Source organism: Microbacterium proteolyticum, assembly GCF_030818075.1.
Taxonomy (GTDB): domain Bacteria; phylum Actinomycetota; class Actinomycetes; order Actinomycetales; family Microbacteriaceae; genus Microbacterium; species Microbacterium proteolyticum_A.
Genome location: NZ_JAUSZZ010000001.1, coordinates 985817 through 1006591, shown reverse-complemented (window position 1 = coordinate 1006591; position 20775 = coordinate 985817). Strand labels below are relative to the sequence as shown.

14 protein-coding genes and 1 pseudogene are annotated in these 20775 nt (G+C 70.9%); 1 reads left to right on the top strand and 14 read right to left on the bottom strand.

Annotated elements, in window-relative coordinates; translation table 11 throughout:
• Positions 1 to 23 precede the first annotated feature (23 nt).
• The 4 genes from QE392_RS04700 to QE392_RS04685 all read right to left on the bottom strand — a co-directional run bounded on the left by QE392_RS04700 (position 24) and on the right by QE392_RS04685 (position 5484).
• Positions 24 to 332 (bottom strand): LPXTG cell wall anchor domain-containing protein, encoded by a 309-nt coding sequence (locus QE392_RS04700; RefSeq protein WP_307448647.1) that lies wholly within the window; start codon positions 330 to 332, stop codon positions 24 to 26.
• On the bottom strand, positions 332 to 1459 hold the full coding sequence (locus tag QE392_RS04695) for a hypothetical protein (RefSeq protein WP_307448644.1): 1128 nt from the start codon (positions 1457 to 1459) through the stop codon (positions 332 to 334). Before QE392_RS04695 ends, QE392_RS04700 begins: the two co-directional genes overlap by 1 nt.
• A 120-nt stretch (positions 1460 to 1579) precedes the next feature.
• On the bottom strand, positions 1580 to 2218 hold the full coding sequence (locus QE392_RS04690) for a hypothetical protein (protein ID WP_307448641.1): 639 nt from the start codon (positions 2216 to 2218) through the stop codon (positions 1580 to 1582).
• A 293-nt stretch (positions 2219 to 2511) separates the two neighbouring features.
• Complete coding sequence (locus QE392_RS04685; RefSeq protein ID WP_307448638.1) at positions 2512 to 5484, bottom strand: immunoglobulin-like domain-containing protein; 2973 nt, start codon at positions 5482 to 5484, stop codon at positions 2512 to 2514.
• 477 nt (positions 5485 to 5961) lie between these two features.
• Here QE392_RS04685 and QE392_RS04680 point away from each other — a divergent pair, with 477 nt between their 5' ends.
• Positions 5962 to 8853: an immunoglobulin-like domain-containing protein gene (locus tag QE392_RS04680; RefSeq protein ID WP_307448635.1), complete on the top strand. Its 2892-nt coding sequence runs from the start codon at positions 5962 to 5964 to the stop codon at positions 8851 to 8853.
• 163 nt (positions 8854 to 9016) lie between these two features.
• Here the strand turns inward: QE392_RS04680 and QE392_RS04675 are convergent, their stop codons facing one another.
• The 10 genes and pseudogenes from QE392_RS04675 to QE392_RS04630 form a co-directional block, all read right to left on the bottom strand.
• Entirely contained in the window at positions 9017 to 10588 is a 1572-nt protein-coding gene (locus QE392_RS04675) for a GMC oxidoreductase (protein WP_307448632.1), read from the bottom strand.
• 16 nt (positions 10589 to 10604) lie between these two features.
• Positions 10605 to 12098 (bottom strand): MDR family MFS transporter, encoded by a 1494-nt coding sequence (locus tag QE392_RS04670; protein ID WP_307448629.1) that lies wholly within the window; start codon positions 12096 to 12098, stop codon positions 10605 to 10607.
• A gap of 246 nt (positions 12099 to 12344) precedes the next feature.
• Entirely contained in the window at positions 12345 to 12992 is a 648-nt protein-coding gene (locus tag QE392_RS04665; RefSeq protein WP_307448626.1) for a VOC family protein, read from the bottom strand.
• Positions 12989 to 13612 carry an alkylhydroperoxidase domain protein gene (locus QE392_RS04660; RefSeq protein WP_307448624.1) on the bottom strand — a complete coding sequence of 208 codons (624 nt, stop codon included), beginning with the start codon at positions 13610 to 13612 and terminating at the stop codon, positions 12989 to 12991. Before QE392_RS04660 ends, QE392_RS04665 begins: the two co-directional genes overlap by 4 nt.
• Before the next feature lies 1 nt (position 13613).
• Positions 13614 to 14237 (bottom strand): CMD domain protein, encoded by a 624-nt coding sequence (locus tag QE392_RS04655; RefSeq protein WP_307448622.1) that lies wholly within the window; start codon positions 14235 to 14237, stop codon positions 13614 to 13616.
• Entirely contained in the window at positions 14234 to 15310 is a 1077-nt protein-coding gene (locus QE392_RS04650) for a putative FMN-dependent luciferase-like monooxygenase (RefSeq protein ID WP_307448619.1), read from the bottom strand. The genes QE392_RS04655 and QE392_RS04650 overlap by 4 nt, the downstream gene beginning before the upstream one ends.
• Complete coding sequence (locus QE392_RS04645; RefSeq protein WP_307448617.1) at positions 15307 to 17007, bottom strand: dipeptide ABC transporter ATP-binding protein; 1701 nt, start codon at positions 17005 to 17007, stop codon at positions 15307 to 15309. The genes QE392_RS04650 and QE392_RS04645 overlap by 4 nt, the downstream gene beginning before the upstream one ends.
• Positions 17004 to 17894: an ABC transporter permease gene (locus QE392_RS04640; RefSeq protein WP_307448614.1), complete on the bottom strand. Its 891-nt coding sequence runs from the start codon at positions 17892 to 17894 to the stop codon at positions 17004 to 17006. Before QE392_RS04640 ends, QE392_RS04645 begins: the two co-directional genes overlap by 4 nt.
• Positions 17891 to 18937, bottom strand: coding sequence for an ABC transporter permease (locus QE392_RS04635; RefSeq protein WP_307448612.1), 1047 nt, complete (start codon positions 18935 to 18937; stop codon positions 17891 to 17893). The genes QE392_RS04640 and QE392_RS04635 overlap by 4 nt, the downstream gene beginning before the upstream one ends.
• Before the next feature lie 30 nt (positions 18938 to 18967).
• A pseudogene (locus QE392_RS04630) lies at positions 18968 to 20621 on the bottom strand (TIGR04028 family ABC transporter substrate-binding protein).
• Positions 20622 to 20775: the final 154 nt, after the last annotated feature.

The window sequence follows — 20775 nt, the reverse complement described above, 5'->3', positions numbered from 1 at the left end:
GGACGGGCCTCACCACACGTCGCTCAGAGATCCCGCGGAACGTCTCTCGCGGGCCCAGGCGCGGGAGAGGGGGACGGCGAAGGCGAGGCGCGACGCCGGGCGCGGAGCAGGACGACGCCGAGAACGACGAGGAGGAGGGCACCGCCGCCGACGAGCCACGCCGGCTCCGCGCCGGTCGCGGGGAGCCAGCCCTGGCCGAGACCCGCCCACACCGACGACGAGCCGTCGGACGCGGGGGGCGGAAGGACCGACGGAGGACTCGGGAGGGGCGCGATCTCGACCGTGATGAAGAAGTCGTCGTCGTGCAGCGACCCCGTCGGACCGGCCGACATCACGGCCTCCCCGTGGGCGACGTCCACGGACTCTCGGCGCGGTCCGCACCGGCTCCCCGCGCGGGGGCGTTCTCGGACGAGACCGCCGACCCGGCGGACTCGGCCGGAGCGCCGGCAGCCGCTCGACCCTCCGCACGCGCGCGATCGAGGGCGGCCTCGAACCGGCGGCGCCGCCAGAACATCGCGGCGACGATGAGCAGGACGCCCAGGAGCACGAGCGCCTGCGAGACGGGGAAGGCCCACAGCGACGCATCGGTCGACCGGGGCGCCACCTCGACAGCATCGCCGCCGAGATCCGTGGCCGTCGGGACGACGTCGATGGAACCCGGAACGAAGATCGTCGGCCACACATCCGGCGTGGTCACCGTGAACGAGCGGGACTCGCCGGGCAGGAGCTCCTGCCGGGGGGCGCCGTCTTCGGGGAAGGCCGCCGAACCGGTGCCGATCGCCGCCGTTCCGGTGACGAGCAGGCTGGCGTTGCCGGTGTTCTCGACCGTGAACGTCGTGTGGGCGGCGCCGGGGCGGAACGGGTTCCACGACATGTCGTATGACGCGTCGATCCCCGTGACAGCGAACGACGGCACGATGTCGCCGGTGACGCGGGTCATGACGCGGAAGCCGACGCGGCTCTCCACGCCCACCTCGGCCCCGGAGGCGTCGGTACCGGTCGACAAGACCGACGCCGCGATACCCGCCGCGTGGTCGCCGGGAATGGCGTCGTCGGGCACCGTCGTGGTGAAGGGCACGACGACGATCGCGTTCGGGGCGACCGTGACGGTGTCCGCGATATCGATCCAGAGACCGGCGTCCACGGACTCCTGGTCGGAGGGCAGCATGTTGAAGCGCCCCGTCGGCGTGTAGAAGCCGTCCGCCGCGGTCAGCGCGAAGGTCACCTCCGAACGGCTCAGGTTGCGCACCGCCAGGAAGTCCTGGCGGGAGGCTCCCGGGTCCAGCTCCTGCTGGATGATGCCGCGCTTGTCCGGACCCGACTCATCCGCCGGCGTCACCGCCCAGGTGATGTCGGTGTCGGAGGCGGCATGCGCGGCGGGCACGCCGAGGAACACCGTCGCGACGACGGCCAGCAGCACCATCGTCGCCCGCATGAGAAAGGGGCGGTTCTCAGACATACCGCTTCGTCACTCTCCAGATCGTCATCGACCGCGGCGACCTCGTCACTCCCGCGAAACCGCGGGCCGAGTCCCTGTCAGGACCCGGCCCGCGAGTAACCGAGTTTACGGCTGGTCGGCTCAGAACACGTCCTCGAAGAGCGACAGGGTCAGCTTGGAGGTGTACGCACCCGGGGTGACACCGGCATCGGTCTTCAGCACCAGCGCGGCGTCAGCCGTCCACGACGTCTCTCCGCTCTCGCGGACGGTCGCCGACTCGAGGGAGGCGTAGAGCAGCTCCTGGCCGACGAGGCCGACGGCGTTCGGGCCGGAGTCCAGGGACGTGCCGACCTCGTCGCCCACGGCGATCAGACCGGTGTCGCCGTCGTCGACCGCTTGCGGGGTCCAGCCGAAGTGGTCGGCGGTGATGATGGCGCCGTCGGGGCCGACGAAGTCGGACGCCTGGCCGGTCACGTACCACCACGTGTTCGCCGGGATGTCGGCGACGTCGCGGGTGTCCGTGACGGTGACCGTCGGGAGGGTGCCGTCGAACTGACGCACGTCGGCGACGCCGGACGCGGTCTCTGCGAGCGTCGCCTTCGTGCCGGCGATGGTCAGGCTCAGGCTCTCCGCTCCGGTGTCGGCGATGTCGACGTTGACGTCGACGTCCTCACCGCCGACCTGCTCAGCCGCGGAGGCCGCACCGGCCGTTCCGATCAGCACCAGGCCGCCCACGGTCGCCACGGCGATACGCGCAGCAAAACCCTTGGAAAACTTCATTGTCAACTCCATTTCTTCATCCGACACCGACGTCGAACGACCACAACGCTCACCGGACGCTCCGGTTGCTACGGGAGGGATCCGGGTCACCCACGACCCGCGCACCTCAAATGTTAGCGAGAACAGATGGGGAAGACAAGACTCAGATCGTCTTCCCGACATCTGGGGTGGACCGTATGCCGGCGGACGCATACGAGCCCGCGCCGACGGGTGCGTCGGCGCGAGGAACGCGAGCTCCGCCATGCCGGTGAGTGCGCCCGGACGCCCGAGCGCACCCACCGCGCCGGCGTCGGTCAGCGGCAGCTGCCCGACGGTGCCGACACCGCGAATGACGTCTTGGCATCCTTCGTCGCACTGGCCACGGCGTCGATCGAGACCGTTCCCGCCTCGACGCTCGTCGCTCGCGTCGCTAAGGCCGTCGACGCCGACTTGCCCGCGGCCAGCGTCAGCTGCTTCGTCCCGAATGCGCTGGTCACCGTGACGTCGGCGGCGACGGCATCCTTGTTGGTCACCGTCACCATCTGCGTCACCTTGCCCGACACGCAGCGGTTCGCGACGACGGCCGATACCTGCAGGCCGAGCGTCAGAGCCGCCGAGGTGGATGCGGTGACGCGACCGTCGGTGTACCCGTCGTATCGGGCGGTCACGGAGCGGACGTTCGCCGGCACGTCGACCGTCGCGGAGCGCTGATCGAGCTTCACCGTCTGCGTCCATCCGTCCCCCGAGAAGGTGACGGTTCCGGCGACATCGCCCCGGTCGGCCGCGGCGACGGCGGCGGTGACGGTACGTCCGTCCCGGGAGAGGGTCGTGGTCGAGGCGACCGCCTTGACCGACGTCCAGTCCTGCATCGCGGAGAGGACCGACTGGCTCACGCTCACGAACGAGCCGTGGCGGGGGCTGGCGGGCAGGCCGCCGACCGGACGCACGTTCCAGTCCGCGCGACGCGACAGACGATCGGCCTGCGAGCTGCTCGCGATGGCCGCCCCGGTGGTGACGAAGGCGCGGTAGCCGCCCGCCCCGAAGTTGTCGACGAGGAAGGCGTAGCCGTCGCCCCCGGCGTTGTTCGGGTCACCCTCGTTCAGCTTGACGATCTGCGGCCCCTCACCGGCCTGACCCGTCTCCGGCACCGTCATGTTCGTATCGGTCAGCTGCCAGGTCGTCTCGGGGTCGGCGTTCCAGTTCGACCGCGTCGTCGGGGCGGTGAGGACCTTGGAGCGCTCGAGGAAGATGTCCTTGCCCGCCTCGAGGCCGTCGGCCGCACCACCCTCTTCGTTCTTGGTGAAGCGGTAGTAGTAGTCGCCGATCTTCTGCACCGTCGAGTCGATACGGGCGAAGCCGGTGTTCTGCCACTCGGTCGGCGGGTAGGTGAACGTCTTGAAGTCCCGCGTCAGGACGGAGAAGACACGGGCGTGCAGGTTGTCGGAGTTCGTCTTCGAGGCACTGCTGTACAGGCGCGACGAGAAGTGCACGACGTACGACTGCAGCGCATCGTCCCAGTACGCCTCGGGCGCCCAGGTCATGCCGGCCGCCGGCTGGTTGATCGTGATGCCCTCGTTCTTGCCGTTGGTGCGCGTCCACGTCACGAGGTCGGTGGACTCCCACACCTCGATCTTCAGCGAGCCGTCGGACTGCGCGGGGCCCCAGCCGGTGCCGCAGCTGATGCAGAGGTCGGTGGCGACCATGTAGTACTTGTCGCCGTCCTTCGACCGCAGGATGTACGGGTCGCGCAGACCCTTCGTGTCGGTCGTCGAGGTGATGACCGGCTGACCGCCGTTGACGGGCGAGAACGAGAAGAAGTCGTTGCCGTTCGTGGCCGCCTGGTAGATCTTCTCGTCGCCGTCGGACTTGAAGTACGCCGCCGCGTATCCGGCATCCGGAGCCCAGCGCCCCTTCTCGGCCACGGTGACCTCGAAGCTCTTCTGCGCGGTCTGGCCGTTGAGCGTGGCCGTGGCCGTCAGCGTGACCTTCGCATCGCCCGCGCCATAGGCGGGACGCGCCACGACTCCGCCGCCGCGGAACGGGTCGGCCGCGCCGACCGCCTGCGCCGCGTAATCGGCCTTCGTCGGGGTGACCAGGGCCGCGTCCGACGAGGCCCACGTGATCGCCGCGCCGTTGACGGCGCCCTTCGTGACCAGCGGCAGGTTCTCGGTCGTCCGGGATGCCAGGGAGATGGCATCCAGGTCGGTGGAGACGTTCGGCGCGACGACGATGACGTCGTAGGTCAACACCCCGAGCGAGCTCGTGGCGGTGAGGGTGACGGGGGTGTTCGTCGTGATGGAGCGCGAGACGACACCGGTGTTGGAGATCACGGCCGGGTTGGACGACGACCACGTGAGGGCGACGCCGTTCACCGAGCTCGCGAGGTTGAGGTCGCTCGACACGCTGTCGAGGGACGGGTTGGCGCGCAGCATGATCGCCTGGACGTCGCCGCGCAGCAGCGCCGATGTCGTCGCGGACTTCTGCGACGCCGTGGGCATGCTCGACGAGACCTGGTCGGCGGTCAGCGCCGAATCCCAGAACTTCACGTCGCTGACATCGGCTCGCAGCAGCGCGTCACCCTGGTAGAGCGAACGACCGAGGTACCCCAGCACGGTGCCCGACGGGATGATCGAGCTGAGCGCGTTGGTGTGCGAGAGCGTGGAGATGACGCTGCCGTCGCGGTAGAGCGTCAGCGTGTTCCCCGCGCCGACCATGGTCAGCGTGGTGAAGCCGGGATTGAGCCCGCCGCCCGCCGGCATGCGGCTCTCGCCGTTGCTGCTGCCGTTCTTCACGCGAATGGCCGCGAGCACCTGGTCGGTGTATCCGCCCTGCGCCGAGCGCGGGCTGAGGAAGATGTGGTTGCCGAGCTGCGTGGTGTTCCACGGCCCGACCCCGTCGCCGATCACCCAGCCGAAGTGGTTGGCGGAGGTCTGCGTCGAGACGGTGTACTCGACGGTGAAGTCGTTGTCGGTGCCGGTGACGAGGCCCTTCGGCAGGGCCGCGTAGCCGTCGGCCTTGAAGCGCAGCACGGCGTCGCCGGCGGCGTCCGCGAACGACGCGTCGGTGAAGCCGGTGAGCGACGCGTTGCGACCGTTGCCGGACACGTCGGTCAGCGTCGTGCCCGTGTGCGACATGTCGTAGTGCGCCGTCGGCGTCGGGACGTCGGCAGCGTGAGCCGCCGGCGCGACCAGGCTCATCGTGGAGGCGATGAGCACGCCGGTCAGCGACAGGCCGAGCCCTCGCGAGAACCGTGCGGCTCGGGGCGGGCGGGAATCGGACGATCTCATCGATGAGACCTCTCTGTGTGGTGCGGGGGGGTGACGCGATGGTGGGGGATCCGAATCGGGCGGAGCACGCCGGTACTCCTCGCCATCACGGTCGAGGACCGCGGGCTCCGTCGCCTCGGGTCAGCGCCCCCGCATCGGTCGTCGGGGGACGTTGGGCTACACGTTAGCGGTAACCCCGAGGGCCCACAACGCCGTCGCCCCACCCCCGCCCGACTGGGACCCGCCGGACGGGCATCGTCTCGCTACCGCGCCGACCCGCTGCTCGTGCGGGGCTCTCATGACGGCGCCATGCGGCGTTCTCGGAGGAAACCGCTGCCTCGAACTCTTGTCGGCACGCAATTGTGAGCGATAACGTAACGGCCAGAGCCCCCTCCCCCGAGGGACTCAGCGGGCTACCCGACCCCATGTCTCGAGGAGGAGACCATGACGAATCATGCAGGACCGAGGACCACGGGTTCTCGACGAGGAAGAGCGGGATTGGCTCTTGCGGCGACCGCGGCGTGCATCGCGTCGATGGTCACCGTCGTCACCCCCGCCGCGACGGCAGCGGAGACCGTGCCGGCTCCGATCCTCGAGTACGGCTTCGACCAGATCGACGCACGTCCCGCGGACGGTGCGATCATCGCCGACAGCGCCCCGGGCAACCACGCCGGCACCGTCGTCAACGGCGGAGCCATGAGCGTGGCCGGACCCACCGGCGCCGCGGGCGACCTCGCTCTGTCGCTCCCCGGCGGAGCCAGCAACGCCGCCGCGCCCCACGTGCGCATCGCTCCCGGGCTCATCCCCGCCGGCACCACCGACGTGACGATGTCGGCGTGGATCCGCTGGAGCGGCGCGCCGCAGTGCACGTGGCCGTTCACGCTCGGTTCGAGCGTCGACGCCCACATCCTGGCGACCACGCAGTGCGGCAGCTCGGGCTACGGCGCGATCAAGAGCGGCTACGAGGTGCGCGCCTCCGGCACCGCCCCCGTCGCGGCGTCGCGCTGGGTGCACATGGCCGTGGTCGTGGCCGGCGGCAAGACCGTCTCCACCTACCTCGACGGTGCGCTCGTCGGCCAGGCATCCACCACGCACACGGCCGCGGCGGCCATCGGCTCGTCGACCTTCTCGGGGTACCTGGGCAAGTCGTTCTACGGGCCGGACGCCTACTGGGCCGGCGCCATCGACGACGTGAAGGTCTGGACCTCGGCGCTGACCACGGGTCAGCTGCAGCAGGCCGAGAGCGACGTGCACGCGACGATCGCCCGCAGCGACGCCGCCGTCTCGCTCGGCGACACCTCGAACGTCACCGCCGACCTGGCCCTGCCGACCACCGGCGCAGGAGGCTCCACGATCTCCTGGACCTCGAGCGCCCCGGGCGTGGTCAGCACCACCGGCACAGTCGTGCGCCCCGCGGCCGGATCGCCCGACGCCACCGTCATCCTGACCCCCACCGCCACCCATGGCGGCACCGCCGTCGCCGGCGGCGGCATCACCGTGAAGGTGCCGGCGTACGCGCAGGGCGACAGCGCCCAGGCCGAGCTCGCCCGCGCGGTCGCCGACGCCGTCGCGGCCGACCCTGCCCTCGCGAGCCCGATCCGCGGCAACGTCACGCTGCCCACCAACGGCGCCGACGTGGATGCCACGAAGAACCGGGCCGGCGCATCGAACGCGACCATCACCTGGGCCTCGTCGAACGAGGCGGTCATCTCGAGCGTCGACACGGGCACCGCCCCGAACGTCATCGCCAAGGGTGCCGTCGTCCGGCCGGCCGCCGACACGCAGGTCACGCTGACGGCGACGGTCACCGTGCCCGGAGCCGCCGCGGTCACCCGCGACCTCGCGCGCACCGTCCCGGCCGCGGCACCGGTCGCGGCGAGCGACCTCGACGCCTACATGTTCGCCTACTTCACGGGCGACAACGTCGAGGGGGAGAAGATCCGCTTCGCCACCTCCGACGGCAACGACTCGCTGCGGTGGAAGACGCTCAACGACGCGCAGCCCGTGCTCACGTCGACGAAGGGCACGACGGGTCTGCGCGACCCCTTCATCCTCCGTTCCAAGGAGGGCGACCGCTTCTTCCTCCTCGCCACCGACCTGTCGGTGGGCACGTCCGGCTGGGGCGGCGCCACCGATCGCGGAAGCCACTTCCTCGAGATCTGGGAGTCCACCGACCTGGTCAACTGGGGTGAGCAGCGTCACGTCGAGGTCAACCTGCCGAACACGGGCATGACCTGGGCACCCGAGGCGATCTACGACGAGACCATCGGCGCGTACACCGTCTACTGGACCTCGACGATCTTCAGCGACGCCAGCCGCACGACGCCGGACGGCAACGGCCCGCAGATCCTCATCTCCACCACACGCGACTTCCGTGACTTCACCACGCCGCAGCCGTGGTTCAAGGCACGCGACGTCGCCGGGCTGGTGCAGGGGAACGGCCTCATCGACTCGACCGTCCTGAAGGAGGGTGACACCTACTACCGCTTCACGAAGGCGACGCAGAGCAGCGGGTGCCCGTCTCCCGACATCATCGGGCAGAAGTCGACGAACCTCCGCGCCACCACGGAGTCGGGTGCCTGGTCGCTCATCGACACCTGCATCGGCCGCAACGCCGGGACGCCCGAGGTCGAAGGGCCCGAGATCTTCAAGGCCAACGAGGGCGACCGCGCCGGGTACAAGTACTTCCTGTGGGTCGACAACTACGGCGGCCGCGGCTACATCCCGCTGGGGACGAACTCCCTCGAGGGCGACATCCAGTGGACGATCCCGAGCAGCTTCTCGCTCCCGGCATCGCCGCGACACGGTTCGATCCTGGCGATCACCGCGAAGGAGCGCGACGCCCTCGCGGCGAAGTGGAACCCCTCGCTGCTGGTGACCTCGGTCGACCCGGTCTCGACGACCGTGCCCGCCGGCTCCTCCGAGGTCACCCTGCCCGGCACGGTGCAGGCGACCTTCAAGGACGGACACCGTGAGACGGTCGCCGTGACCTGGGACACGGCCGACCTGTCGTCGCTGAAGAAGGCCGGTGACACCGTCCAGGTGCGCGGCCAGCTGGCGAACTCCGCGGCCACCCCGGCCGTGGCCACCATCACCGCGACGGCTCCTCCCGGACCCGCGGTCACGGCCGTCGCGTCCGCGCGGTGCGTCAGCGGCAAGGTGGTCCTGACCACGCGTGTCACCAACGACAGCGATGCGGCGGCGAACATCACCGTCACCTCGCAGTGGGGCTCGAAGACCCACAACGCGGTCGCAGCCGGCGCCACGGTCTCGACCACGACCACGGTGCGCGCATCGTCGGTCGCGGCGGGGTCGGTCCAGGTGACGGCGGCGGGGCCCACCGGGTCCCGGACGGTGGACGCGCCGTTCGCGGCCGTGAGCTGCCGCTGACCGCCTGAGCGGCCCACCGGAGGCGCGGGCGGGGAGGAGATCTCCCCGCCCGCGCTCGGCCCGCTCGCCGAGATCACCCGTTGTCCCCGAGATCACCCGCGATTGCGTCGAAAAGCGTGTGATCTCGCGCAGACGGTGTGATCTCGCGACCCGCACCCGAGCCTCATCCGCGTGCGCCGAGCTCCTGCGCGAGATGCCGCGCCCCGCGTACGGCGATGGCCACGCTCGTCAGCGTCGGGTTCATCGTGTTCGCGGTGGGGATCAGCGCGTTGCCCCCCACCACGAGGTTGTCGAAGCCCCACACCCGCGAGTACGGGTCGGCGACCGAGGTCTCGGCATCCGTTCCCGCGCGCATCGTGCCCATGAAGTGCAGGCTCGACCCGAACGGCAGCAGCCGCGGCTCGGCGATGAAGGTGCCGAGGGCGTCGCCCGCGCGGCGCAGCCGTTCGGTCGCCTCGGCGATCTCGCGCTCCTCGTCGGCGTCGAGCGAGTAGTCGATCGTGAAGTTCGGCAGTCCGCGGTAGTCGAGCTCGTCGTCCGAGAACGTCACGCCGTCTTCCACCCGCGGGAACTTGCGCACGCCGAAGCCCATGTTGACGTACCCCCAGCGGTTCTCGAATGCGGGGTGCGACGCGTCGAGCGGGAACGGCGGGTTCTCGGCGTACATGATCTGGGCGGAGTACGGGTGCCCGGGCTCGGAGAACGGGATGCGGTTGACCGCGGCGACCGGGTCGGCGGGGTTCGTGGCGCGGCGGGCGAGCTCGGCCTCGAGCTCGTCGTCCGAGACGAGTGCGCTCATGCGTTCGCCGTCGAGCGCGACGGTGCTGATGACCACGTGATGCTCGGTGAGGTAGCGCCCCAGAGGTGCGGGACGGATGCCGGAGGCCCACAGCAGCTGCGGCGAGCGGAAGGCGTCGGCGGCGACCACGACGGCATCCGCCTCGACGAACGATTCCTCGCGGGTGCGCAGATCCTCGACGACGAGACCGCGCACGTGCGTGCCGTCGTGCGCGATGCGCCGCACGAGGTGGAGGTCGCGCAGCTCGAAACGGGCTGCGGTGCCGGTGCCGGGCTCGATCAGGGGACCGAGCACCGTGTCGGCGCCGGCCCAGCGCATCGTGCCGTCGGGCTGGGGGTCACCGGCGACCGGGAGCGTGCTCACGCCGTACCCCTCGGGGAGCTCCGCACCGAACTCGCGGTCGAGCAGGGTGCGGATCGCCGCGCCGACCGGTGAGTCAGAGAAGGCGGCGCTCTGCTTGTGCAGCAGGTCTTCAGCGGTCGAGACGAGGTCTTCCCACTCGTCGTCGTCGATGAAGTCGAGCTTCTCGCTGAACGCCGGGCGCGGAATCGCGCAGGTCCAGTGCGATCCCTGGCCGCCGACGTTCGTCGCCCCGGCGGCCGCGGGGAACGAGCTCGCGTGCGCGGATCCCTCCCCGCCGAAGTCGAACAGGTGCGTCCCCTGACGGGCGGTGAACATGCCCTCGACGACGGCCGTCGCGGGGATGCCGAGCGCATCGCGGAACGCGCCGGACTGCGGTCCCTGCGACCGCTCGCGCGCCCGGGCCTTCTCGTCGGGGTCGGCGATGTTGCGGACGCTCTCGCCGGGACGCTCGGTGATCTGCGGGCCGGCCTCGAACATGACGACGCGCGCGTCGGGCAGCGATTCGAGCAGCACGCGCGCGTAGGCGGAGCCGATCGGTCCGCTGCCGACGATGGCGATGGTGGTTTCGGACATGTCCTCTCCTTCGAGTTCACACGGGCTGGCGGCCGGCAACGGGCGCGGCGGGCGCGGGCATCTCGTCCGACAGTCGTCCCGACGGGAGCAGCAGCGCGATGACGACACCGCACGCGTAGACGGCCGCGAGCCCGAGGAAGACGGGGGCGAAGACGTCGTGATAGACCAGCGCGATCTGCTCCTGCAACGCTTCCGGCATCGACCGGACCGCGGCGGGCGTGAGCGTCGCGGCATCCATCCCCGCCGGAAGACCCGCCGCGACGGCGAAGCCGATCACGCCGCCCACCACCGCGGTGCCGACGGCCGCGCCGATCTGCCGCACGAGGTTCGTGGTCGCGGTGACCGCGCCGAGGTCGTCGCGCGAGGCCGCACTCTGCACGACCGCGAAGATGAGGTTCGTGAAGGCCCCGGTCCCGATTCCCACCGCGGCCATGACCCCCATCGGCACCCACAGCGGGATGCCGGCGGGAAGCAGCGCCATCGCGACGAGGCCGAGCGCGGCGAGCGCCGTGCCCGCGATCGGATAGAGGCGGTATCGCCCCGAGCGGCTGACGAGCCACCCGGTCAGCAGGCTGCTCACGAGCATGCCCAGCACCGTCGCGATGGGCACGAGACCCGACACCGTCGCGCTCGTGCGGTACGCCATCTGCACGTAGGTCGGCACGTACGCGACCACCGAGAACAGGCCCGCCCCGACGACGAGCGAAAGCCCGAGGCAGACGAGGATGGTGCGGTCGCGCAGGATCCGCGGCGGCAAGATGGGGGCGGCGGCCCGACGCTCGATGGCGACGAGGGCCAGGATGCCGACACCCGCACCGACCGCGCAGGCGATCGCCGCGGGACGCAGGGCGTCGTCGCCGATCCAGGTCACCGCGAGGATGAGCGCCAGCAGCGACGCGGTGAACACGAGCGAGCCCGGCACGTCGAAGCGCGGGTGCGCGCCGCCGGGCAGCCGCGGGACGGCCGTGACCGCGAGCACGAGGGCGACGACGCCGACCGGGATGTTGATCCAGAACACCCACGGCCAGCTCCAGTAGTCGGTGATGAGCCCGCCGACGACGGGGCCGACCACGATCGCGATGGGGAAGGCGGCCCCGATGATCGCCATGTAGCGCGGGCGCTCGCGCGCGGTGGTGACGCGGGCGATGATCGTCTGCGACATCAGCTGGAGCCCGGCCGACCCGAGACCCTGCAGCACCCGCGCGGCGATGAGCCACCCGAGGTCGGGGGCGAAGCCGCACACCAGCGAGGCGACGAGGAAGGTCACGAGCGACACGACGAAGACGAGGCGCGGCCCCACGATGTCGCCGAGCTTGCCCAGCACGGGCAGCATCACCGTGGCGGCCAGGGTGTAGCCGACCATGATCCAGCTCATGTGCTCGAGCGCGCCGAGCTGCCCGGCGATCGTGGCCAGCGACGTCGAGACCACGGTGTGGTCGAGCGCACCGAGGAAGGAGACGGAGAGGAGGGCCGCGACGAGGACGCGCAGCCGAGTGCGGGAGAGAGTCATGCGAGGGCGCCCGTGAGACCGGGCGATCGACGCGACCGTGTGTGCCGCACCGGCTCCCTCACCGGGCGAACGGACTCGATGAGCCCCGACGTCCCCTCCAGTGTAGCGGACTTATGTCGGAATTCAACGTTTGTCGTCGGCGTCGACCACGTCCCGGGCCCTGCGGGCGATGGTCGCCAGCGGGCCCCCTCCCCCGATCATCTCGACGACCCCGTCCCGAGCGCCCCCGCGATCACCGCATGGGTCTCACAACGTCACCAGCGCGCCGTCGGCGGTCCGCACCGTGAGGTGGAACGCCGACGCCTCGCCCGACCGCACCTCGGCCACCCCGTCTCCCAGGCCGAGGGCGGACGACGTCGCGCGCAACGGTTCCGGGTCGGGCTCCGTCCGAACGAACGAGACGAGCTCGATCGACGGGATGTCGCTCACGCCCGGCTGCGGCGTCGTTCCCCAGTCGATGAGGAAGGGTACGTCGAGCCGCTGGTGCTCCCCGCGCGTCAGCCGCCATTCCAGCAGCGTCCCCGCCGGCGTCCGCCGCGAGAGAGGCTGCACGTCGCCGGGGTCGTAACCGGCCGCCCGTGCGGTCGCGACGGTCGCGTCGATGTCGTGGGGGTGGACGGCGTACGCCTGCACGACGGGAACGGAGAGCGCGTCGATGCCGAAGGTCCGGGGCAGGGCGGCCTCTGCGCGTGCGGGATCGGGCCCGATCAGCTCGACGTACTGCGGGCCCCGGCGCCCGTCGACGGTGAGCGCGACGAGCGCGTTGGCGGTCCCCGTCGGGTGCGCGCCTCCGGGCGCGGCCACCACGCCGGTCCGGTCGGCGAACCACTCGACGAGATCGGCGAGGTCGGGGCCGGCAATGACGACGTGGTCGAGGAGAGTGGGGATGGTCACTGTTTCGCTCCCTTCGGGGTGGGTACTTCGGGTTCGCCGAGCGAGAGCATCAGGCGGTTCGCCCAGTTGAAGAAGGCCGCGCCACCGATGACGTCGATGATCTCGGCGTCGTCGAGTCCGGTCGCCCGAAGCCGGGCGATGTCGGCCTCTCCGAACGCGAGCGGCGTCTCCGCCAGGGCGACGGAGGCCGCGACGACCGCGTTCCACCTCTCGTCGCCGAGATCGGCATCCACTCCCTCGTCGAGGAGGCGCTGCACGTCGGCTTCGCGACCCGATTCCCGGGTGGCGGATGCCGCGTGCACCGACGCGCAGAACACGCAGCCGTTGCGGCGGGACGTGGCGGCGGCGGCGAGCTCGCGCTCGGCACGGCCGATGCCCCCGGAGACGTTGTAGAAGATGTCCAGGTCGGTGAGGGTGCGGGCGCGCAGGGCCGCGGGGTCGCGGGCGAGCAACCGGAAGTAGGGCATCTTCGCGCGCGCCGGTTCGATGAGGGCATCGCGTTGCGCCTCGGACAGCTCGTCCTCGGCGACGGGGGCGAGCCACGGCACCCAGCCGAGCCCGCGTTGCGTGAAGGCGTCGGGGCGAGCGAGCTGGGGGTACTCGGTGACGATCTCGGTCATGTCAGACTCCTTCGGCGACGGATGCGGCGGGGGCGGCCTCGGCCAGCACTCTCAGCCCCCACGCGACGCGCAGCTGGAACGTGAGGAAGGCGACCAGCTGCGACAGCGAGACGATGGCGTCCGGGTCCCACCCGGCATCCACGAGCGCCCGCAGAGCCTCGCTGCGCGCCTCGCGGGGCCGGAACACGAGCAGGTGCGCGTGCGCGAGCGCCGCGGCCAGCCGCTTACCGAGCTCGCCGGCGACCGCGGCATCCGGTGTCCATCGCGGACCGTCCGTCGATTCCGGCTCGAGGCGCGGTTCACGGTACGACCCGAACGGGCCGGTCGCCGCGGCGGCGGTCGCAGCCGTGGTGACGATCGGAGCCAGCTCGGGACTCTCATCGCCCAGCACGTCGCCGTAGAACGCCGTGGCTGCGTCGAAGCCGTGCAGCTGCGAGACGAAGACCGCCACGGCATACCGCTCCGCGAGAGAGAAGGTGCCCGGATCGTCCGGCTCCAGCAGGGCCTCGAAGCTGCGCTGGGCGTTCTCGCGCGCCTGGGCGCGCTGACGGCGGACACCGTCGAGTGCGTCGCCGGGCGCGATACCGGCCAGGAGGTCGATGATGTCGGCGGTGGTCGTGCTCATGCGGGGCCTTCCGAGGAAGTGGATGCAGCGGCGAACGGCCGGTGCGCGCGCTGGAGGTCGGTTGCGGCATCCGGTCCGACGGCGAATCCGAGCCGGGGAGCGACCTCGTCCGCCAGCAGCTCGAGCGAACGGAGGGTCAGCTCGTGCGTCGCCGCGATCGAGTGCACCTGGAACGACACGTCGCTCGCCTCGGCGAGCGTCCGATCGGCGGACAGGGACGCGACGACCTCGTCCACCGTGCCGACATGGGTGTCGGTGAGACGCACGAGGTCGTCGAGCGCGACTCCGTCGGTGTCGATGCCGAGCACCGTCCGGGCCAGGTGACGCAGCCCGTCGCCCGCGAGCTCGAGCGCGCGGGTTCGATTCTCCGGGTCGACCACGAGTGCCGTCCGGGAGGCGAGCACCCGCACGGGCGCTCCGTGCGGCAGCGACGCGCGGTAGGCCTCGATGATGGGCAGCTGCAGATCATGCAGGGGCGCCGACGGCGCGTCCGCCGCGCGGGGCTGCGTGCGCGACAACAACAGGCCGTCGCCCCGCTGACCCGCGCGCCGGCCGCCGTCCACCGAGAACGTGGCCTGCCAGATGCGCTCCGAGAGGTCGCCGGCGTGCGGGTAGATGCGCGATTGCGAACCGCGCACGCCCCGCCCCTCCAGGGCGTCGAGGAGGACCTCGAGGTGATCGGCGAAGATCTCGCGCCGGCGATCCGACTCGCGCCCGAAGGCCGCGAACGACGACGGAGTCCCGCCGGTCGCGAGCCCGAGTTGGACGCGTCCGCCGCTGAGCTGGTCGAGCACCGCGGCGTCCTCGGCCACACGCAGGGGGTCGTCCAGCGGGAGGGTCACGACGCCGGTCGCGAGCGCGATGCGGCTCGTCCGCTGCGCGGCGGCGGCGAGAAGGACGAAGGGCGACGGCATCCCGCCCTCGTTCTCCCCGAAGTGGTGCTGCGCGATCCAGGCGGACGCGAAGCCGCTGCGCTCCGCGTGCGCGATCTGCTCCACCGCGAAACGGTAGCGGTCAGCGGCAGAGGCGTGTTCGAGCACACGACTGAAGAACCCGAGACGGGGGGCGTTCATGCGGGCACGTCGTCCTTCTGTTCGAGACCGGCGGCGACTGCCGCGTGGGTCGGTGGGGCGCCGCTGTCACGCAGGGAAGCGCCGGGGATGGCAGCGAGCAGCTCACGCGTGTACGCGTGCTGCGGGTCGTCGAACACCGCATCGGCACGGCCGTACTCGACCTGTCGGCCGCGCCGCAGGACGGAGACGGTGTCGGCGATCTGACGGACGACCGCGAGGTCGTGCGAGATGAACACGTACGTCACGCCCAGCTCGGCCTGCAGGCGGGCGAGCAGACGCAGGATCTGCGCCTGGACCGTGACGTCGAGCGCCGACACCGCCTCGTCCAGCACGATCAACTCGGGCTCCACGATCAGGGCCCGGGCGATGGCCACGCGCTGGCGCTGACCGCCGGAGAGCTCCCGGGGGTGACGGTTCGCGATCTCCGGCGCCAGGGCCACGAGCGACAGGTGATGCGCGACGCGATCGGCCCGCTCGGAGCGCGAGCCGATGCCGAAGTTCCGCAGGGGTTCGGTCAGGATCTGCGCGATGCTCTGGCGCGGGTCGAGCGAGGCGTACGGGTTCTGGTACACCAACTGGGTGGTGCGGTGGAAGGCGCGATGCGTCCGACGGCCGCGCAACGAGGTGACCTCCGTGCCGCCGACGCGGATCACACCCCGCGTCGGCTTGGTGAAGCCCGCGATGGATCGACCGGTCGTGGTCTTGCCCGATCCCGACTCCCCGACCAGCGCGTGCGTCGTGCCGCGCGCGACGGTGAACGAGACGTCGTCCACCGCGACCAGCGGGGACCGCCCCGCTCGGCGGAACTCCTGGGTCACGCCCGCGACCTCGACCAGTGGCACCGCACCGGGGGTGGATGCCGGGGAGGGCGGGACCCGTTCGACGACACGGGCGAGCGACGGGGCGTCGGCGAGGAGCGTTCGCGTGTACGCCGAGGACGGCGCCGCCAGGACCTGGGCCGTCGGGCCGGTCTCGTGCACCCGGCCGCCCTGCATGACGACGAGGGCGTCGGAGCGGTCGGCGGCGACCGCGAGATCGTGGGTGATGAACAGGACGCCGGTGCCCGTCTCGGCCCGCAGCTCGTCGAGCAGGTCGAGGACCGTGCGCTGCACCGTCACGTCCAGAGCGCTCGTCGGCTCGTCGGCGATGATCAACTCGGGCTGGAGGGCGAGTGCCGCGGCGATGAGCACGCGTTGGCGCATGCCGCCGGAGAGCTCGTGCGGATACTGCCGCGCCCGCACCTCGGGCTCGTCGATGCCGACACGCTCGAGCAGATCGATCACGCGGGCGCGGATCTTGGCGGAGTCCCTCCAACCGTGGATGCGGAGAGCTTCGCCGACGCTCCACCCGATGGTGGCCACCGGGTTGAGGGAGTTGCCGGGATCCTGGGGGATGAGACCGATGCACCGTCCGCGCAAGCGGCGCCAGCTCCGCTCGCCGAGACCCACCAGCTCGGTCGGGCCGTCGGTGCGCTCCGACAGACGGATGCTGCCGCCGGTGACGCGGCCGTTCGTGGCGAGCAGCCCGATCACCGACTGGGCGACGGTGCTCTTGCCGGAACCGGACTCGCCCACGAGCGCTGTGACCGATCCCGCCTCGACGTCGAACGAGACTCCGCGAACGGCATCGACCTCGCCGCGACGCGTGCGGTAGGACACGGCGAGGTCGCGGATGGACAGCAGCGGTTGCGCGCTCATGCGGCATCCCCTCCTCGAAGAGCCTGGCTGAGGCGGTTCGTCGCCAGCACGACGAGGACGACGACGACTCCCGGCAGCACGGTGAGCCACCAGGCGGTGGCGACGTAGTTGCGGCCCTCGGCGATCAGCAGACCCCATTCCGGCGTGGGCGGCGGCGCGCCGTAGCCCAGGAAGCCGAGCGTCGAGATCTGCAGGATGGCCGAGCCGAACTGCAGCGCGGCGAGCGCGATGACCGGCGTGAGCGAATTGGGCAGGATGTGACGCCACAGGATGCCGAAGAACGTGCCGCCCGAACCGTAGGCCGCCTCGACGTAATCGGTCACGCGCACGCTGACCACGCGAGAGCGGGCCAGTCGCGCGAAGACGGCGATCGAGGTGACGCCCACGGCGACCGCGGCGCTGGTGGTGCCGAAACCGAGCAGGATGACGACGCTCAGTGACAGCAGCAGCGCCGGGATCGCCAACAGGACGTCGACCACCCGCATGAGGACGTCGTCGACCGCGCCGCCCAGCGCACCGGCGGTCAGCCCCACGGCCGTTCCGACGACGAGTCCCACGAGCACCGCGACGAGGGCGCCGAGGATCGACTGCGATGCGCCGTAGACGACGCGCGCATAGAGGTCTCGGCCCGTGGCATCGGTGCCGAACCAGTGCTCCGCGCTCGGCGGCTGCAGAGCGGGCGCCACGGTCTCCAGGGGGTCCACCGCGGTGAACACCCCCGGGAGAACCGACCACAGCAGGGCGATCAGGATGATCGCCGAGGGCACGACGAACCCGGCGCGGGAGGCGACGACGCTCCACCGGATGCCGCGGCGGGGCGGCGCATCGGCGGGGCCTCTCCCACCGGACCCGTCGGCGACGGCGTCCGCGGTTGTCACAGCGGTCATCGATCTCCTCCTCTCGAGCCGGCGTGCGGCGCGCCGACCTCGGCCTCGATGAGCTCGTCGACGGCGTGCTCGGCGGCATCCGGGATCCGGGCCGGGGCACCATCGCCGCGCGTACGGCCGGCGGTGCGCAGTCGCGCGTCGAGGACGGGGTAGAGGAGGTCGACGATCAGGTTGATGACGACGAACGCCACCGTCGAGATGACCACGACGGCCAGCAGCACGGGGGTGTCGCGGTTGGCCACGGCCTGCGCCGTGAGCTGGCCGATGCCGGCACGAGCGAAGACCGTCTCGGTCACGACCGCGCCGCCGACCAGTTCGCCGAAGAGCAGGCCGGCCATGGTCAAGGTGGGCAGGAGCGCGTTGCGGGCGACGTTGCGCCAGAGCAGCCATGACGTGCTCGCGCCCCGCGCGCGCACCACGGCCACGAACGGTTGTTCGCGCACCTCGTCGATGGAGCGCATGAGCACCTGCGCCAGCGGCGCAGCGATGGGGATGGCCAGGGTGATGACGGGCAGGATCAGCGCCTGCACGGGGTTCGCACCGATCACCGGCACCAGGCCCAGGCGGAACGAGAACACCTGGATGAGGATGATGCCGATCCAGAACACCGGCAAGGAGACGAAGAGCGGGGGGATGCCGCGGAACACCCGGCGGAGCCCGCGACCGGCGCCGTACGTCGCGGTGACGGCGATCGTCACCGCGAGCAGGATCGCGAGCCCGAGCCCGAGCACGGCGAGGGTGAGAGTGGGCGGGAGCGCCGTCGCGATCAGATCGGAGACCGCCGCGCCGCTCGCGACGGAATACCCGAAGTCGCCGGTCACGAAGCCCGCGATGGATCGGGCGTACTGCACGACGAGGGGCTGGTCGGCCCCGAGAGTCTGACGGATGGCCTCGATCTGCTCGGGCGTGAGGCCCAGCTCGGGGCTGCCGTACCGAGCGATGACAGCGTCGCCGGGGAGCGCGGCCAGGAGCAGATAGGCCGCCGTGTAGGCCAGGACGAGCACGAGCAGCGCCTGGCCCACACGACGAAGGACGAAGGACATGGATACTCCGGATCGATTCGTCCGACGACCTCAGCTTGCGAGCCAGGTCGAGAAGAACGACGGCCGGCCCACCGACTCCGTCTCGAAGCCCCGGACCCGGCTCGTCAGGCCGAAGACCTGGGGCTCCTCGAAGAGGGGCAGGATGAGGGCGTTCTCGGCGAGGTAGGCCTGCGCGGCCTCGGAGGCCGCCTGACGCTCGGGCGTGGTGGGCTTGGACGCGATCGCCTGCAGGAGCGAGTCGAGCTCGGTGTCGCCCACCGTGCCGTCGGCCGGGTTGAGGTTCAGCAGCGTGTTGCGGTTCTTGGAGAAGTACTGGGACTTCAGGACGTCGAAATCCGCACGGCCGACCATCGAGTGGTACACCTGGATGGTGCTCTGATCGGTCGACGCCTTCGTCTGCGCGGCCTGATCGCCGGCGAAGAGCGAGACCTGGATGCCGAGCTCGCCGAGCTGCTCCTGGATGAGGGTCACGACCTCGCGGGAACGCGGCTGCGGCAACGCCTCGTTGAAGGTGAGGGTGAGTTTCTCGCCCTCCTTCTCCCGGATGCCGTCGGAGCCACGCGTCCAGCCGGCCTCATCGAGCAGCGCGGCCGCCTCGTCGGGGTCGTAGACGTAGGACGACGAGGTGTCGACATAGCCGAGTGCCGTCTTGGCGAGGGCGGCCGGTGGCCAGCGGGTAGTTCTGGGTGAAGAGGGTGTCGACGATCTTCTGGCGGTCGATGCCCGCGATGATGGCCTTGCGGACCCGGACGTCCTCCAGCCGCGGCTCGCGGAAGCGGAAACTCAGACCGTTGTTGACGCCGTTCGTGGCCGCCGCGTGCAGCGACAAACCACCCGCGGCGAACTGCGCCTCGTCGGGGGCGGGGATGTTGCGGGCGATGTCGGCCTGTCCCGCGACGACCGTACCGATCCGGACGCTGTCTTCGCCGGCGAGGATGTAGTCGATGCCGTCGAGGTAGGCGGGGCCCTGGTGGCTCGCCGAAGCGGGCGCCCAGTCGTAGTCGTCGCGCTTGGTGACGCTCGTCTGCGTGCCGATCTGCTCGGCGGAGATGACGAACGGACCGCTGCCGATGATCTCCGCGGCGTTGCCGGGGCCGAACTGCTCGCTGGTGCGATCGAGGGTGGCATCCGAGAGCAGGCCCGAGTTGATCGTCGACACCGCCTGGGCGAAGCCGGGCGAGGGTGCCGTGAAACGGAAGACCACGGTGTCGTCGTCGACGACCTCGCCGCGGTCGTAGTTGTTGATGGCCTCCGAGATCGGCAGCGCCCGGTCCTTGTCGCCCTTGCCGTAGAGGTCGATGTTCTTCACGACGTTCGCGGCGGTGAGCGCCGTGCCGTCCGAGTAGGTGACGTCGGTGCGCAGGTCGAAGGTGTACTCCGTCGCGTCGTCGTTGACCGTGTAGTCGGTCGCGATCCACGGCTCGAGCTCGAGGGTCTCGGGGTTCTGGTAGAGCAACCGGTCGGTGATGTTGTTGACGATTCCCCCGTTCGGGTAGAACCCCGCGGACGGCGGGTACAGCGTCGTCCAGGTCTGCGGCTCGAGGTAGGTCAGGGTGCCGCCGCTGACGGGCTCGCCTCCCTGATCCGACGCGGACGGGCTGGGGCTCGCAGAGCAACCGGCGAGAAGGGCGACCACGGCGAGTGTCGATGCCGCGGTCACGGCTGTGCGGGTCAGTCGTGACATGTGATCTCCAGAGGTGCCGAACAACGGCGGGCGAGGGAAGGTGCTGACGGGATGCCCACCTCATCACGACGAACGAACACATCTCGAACCGGACGGTCACGTTTCGTAACCCCGCTGCCGTCAGCCGCACCCCCGGAAACGAGCAGCCCGACGA

Bases quoted from the DNA above. Each gene is read 5' to 3' on its own strand.
- QE392_RS04675 (WP_307448632.1), bottom strand. From the start codon at position 10,588: ATGTCCGAAACCACCATCGCCATCGTCGGCAGCGGACCGATCGGCTCC.
- QE392_RS04700 (WP_307448647.1), bottom strand. From the start codon at position 332: ATGTCGGCCGGTCCGACGGGGTCGCTGCACGACGACGACTTCTTCATC.
- QE392_RS04660 (WP_307448624.1), bottom strand. From the start codon at position 13,612: ATGACCGAGATCGTCACCGAGTACCCCCAGCTCGCTCGCCCCGACGCC.
- QE392_RS04670 (WP_307448629.1), bottom strand. From the start codon at position 12,098: ATGACTCTCTCCCGCACTCGGCTGCGCGTCCTCGTCGCGGCCCTCCTC.
- QE392_RS04695 (WP_307448644.1), bottom strand. From the start codon at position 1,459: ATGTCTGAGAACCGCCCCTTTCTCATGCGGGCGACGATGGTGCTGCTG.
- QE392_RS04635 (WP_307448612.1), bottom strand. From the start codon at position 18,937: ATGTCCTTCGTCCTTCGTCGTGTGGGCCAGGCGCTGCTCGTGCTCGTC.
- QE392_RS04645 (WP_307448617.1), bottom strand. From the start codon at position 17,007: ATGAGCGCGCAACCGCTGCTGTCCATCCGCGACCTCGCCGTGTCCTAC.
- QE392_RS04685 (WP_307448638.1), bottom strand. From the start codon at position 5,484: ATGAGATCGTCCGATTCCCGCCCGCCCCGAGCCGCACGGTTCTCGCGA.
- QE392_RS04650 (WP_307448619.1), bottom strand. From the start codon at position 15,310: ATGAACGCCCCCCGTCTCGGGTTCTTCAGTCGTGTGCTCGAACACGCC.
- QE392_RS04655 (WP_307448622.1), bottom strand. From the start codon at position 14,237: ATGAGCACGACCACCGCCGACATCATCGACCTCCTGGCCGGTATCGCG.
- QE392_RS04640 (WP_307448614.1), bottom strand. From the start codon at position 17,894: ATGACCGCTGTGACAACCGCGGACGCCGTCGCCGACGGGTCCGGTGGG.
- QE392_RS04690 (WP_307448641.1), bottom strand. From the start codon at position 2,218: ATGAAGTTTTCCAAGGGTTTTGCTGCGCGTATCGCCGTGGCGACCGTG.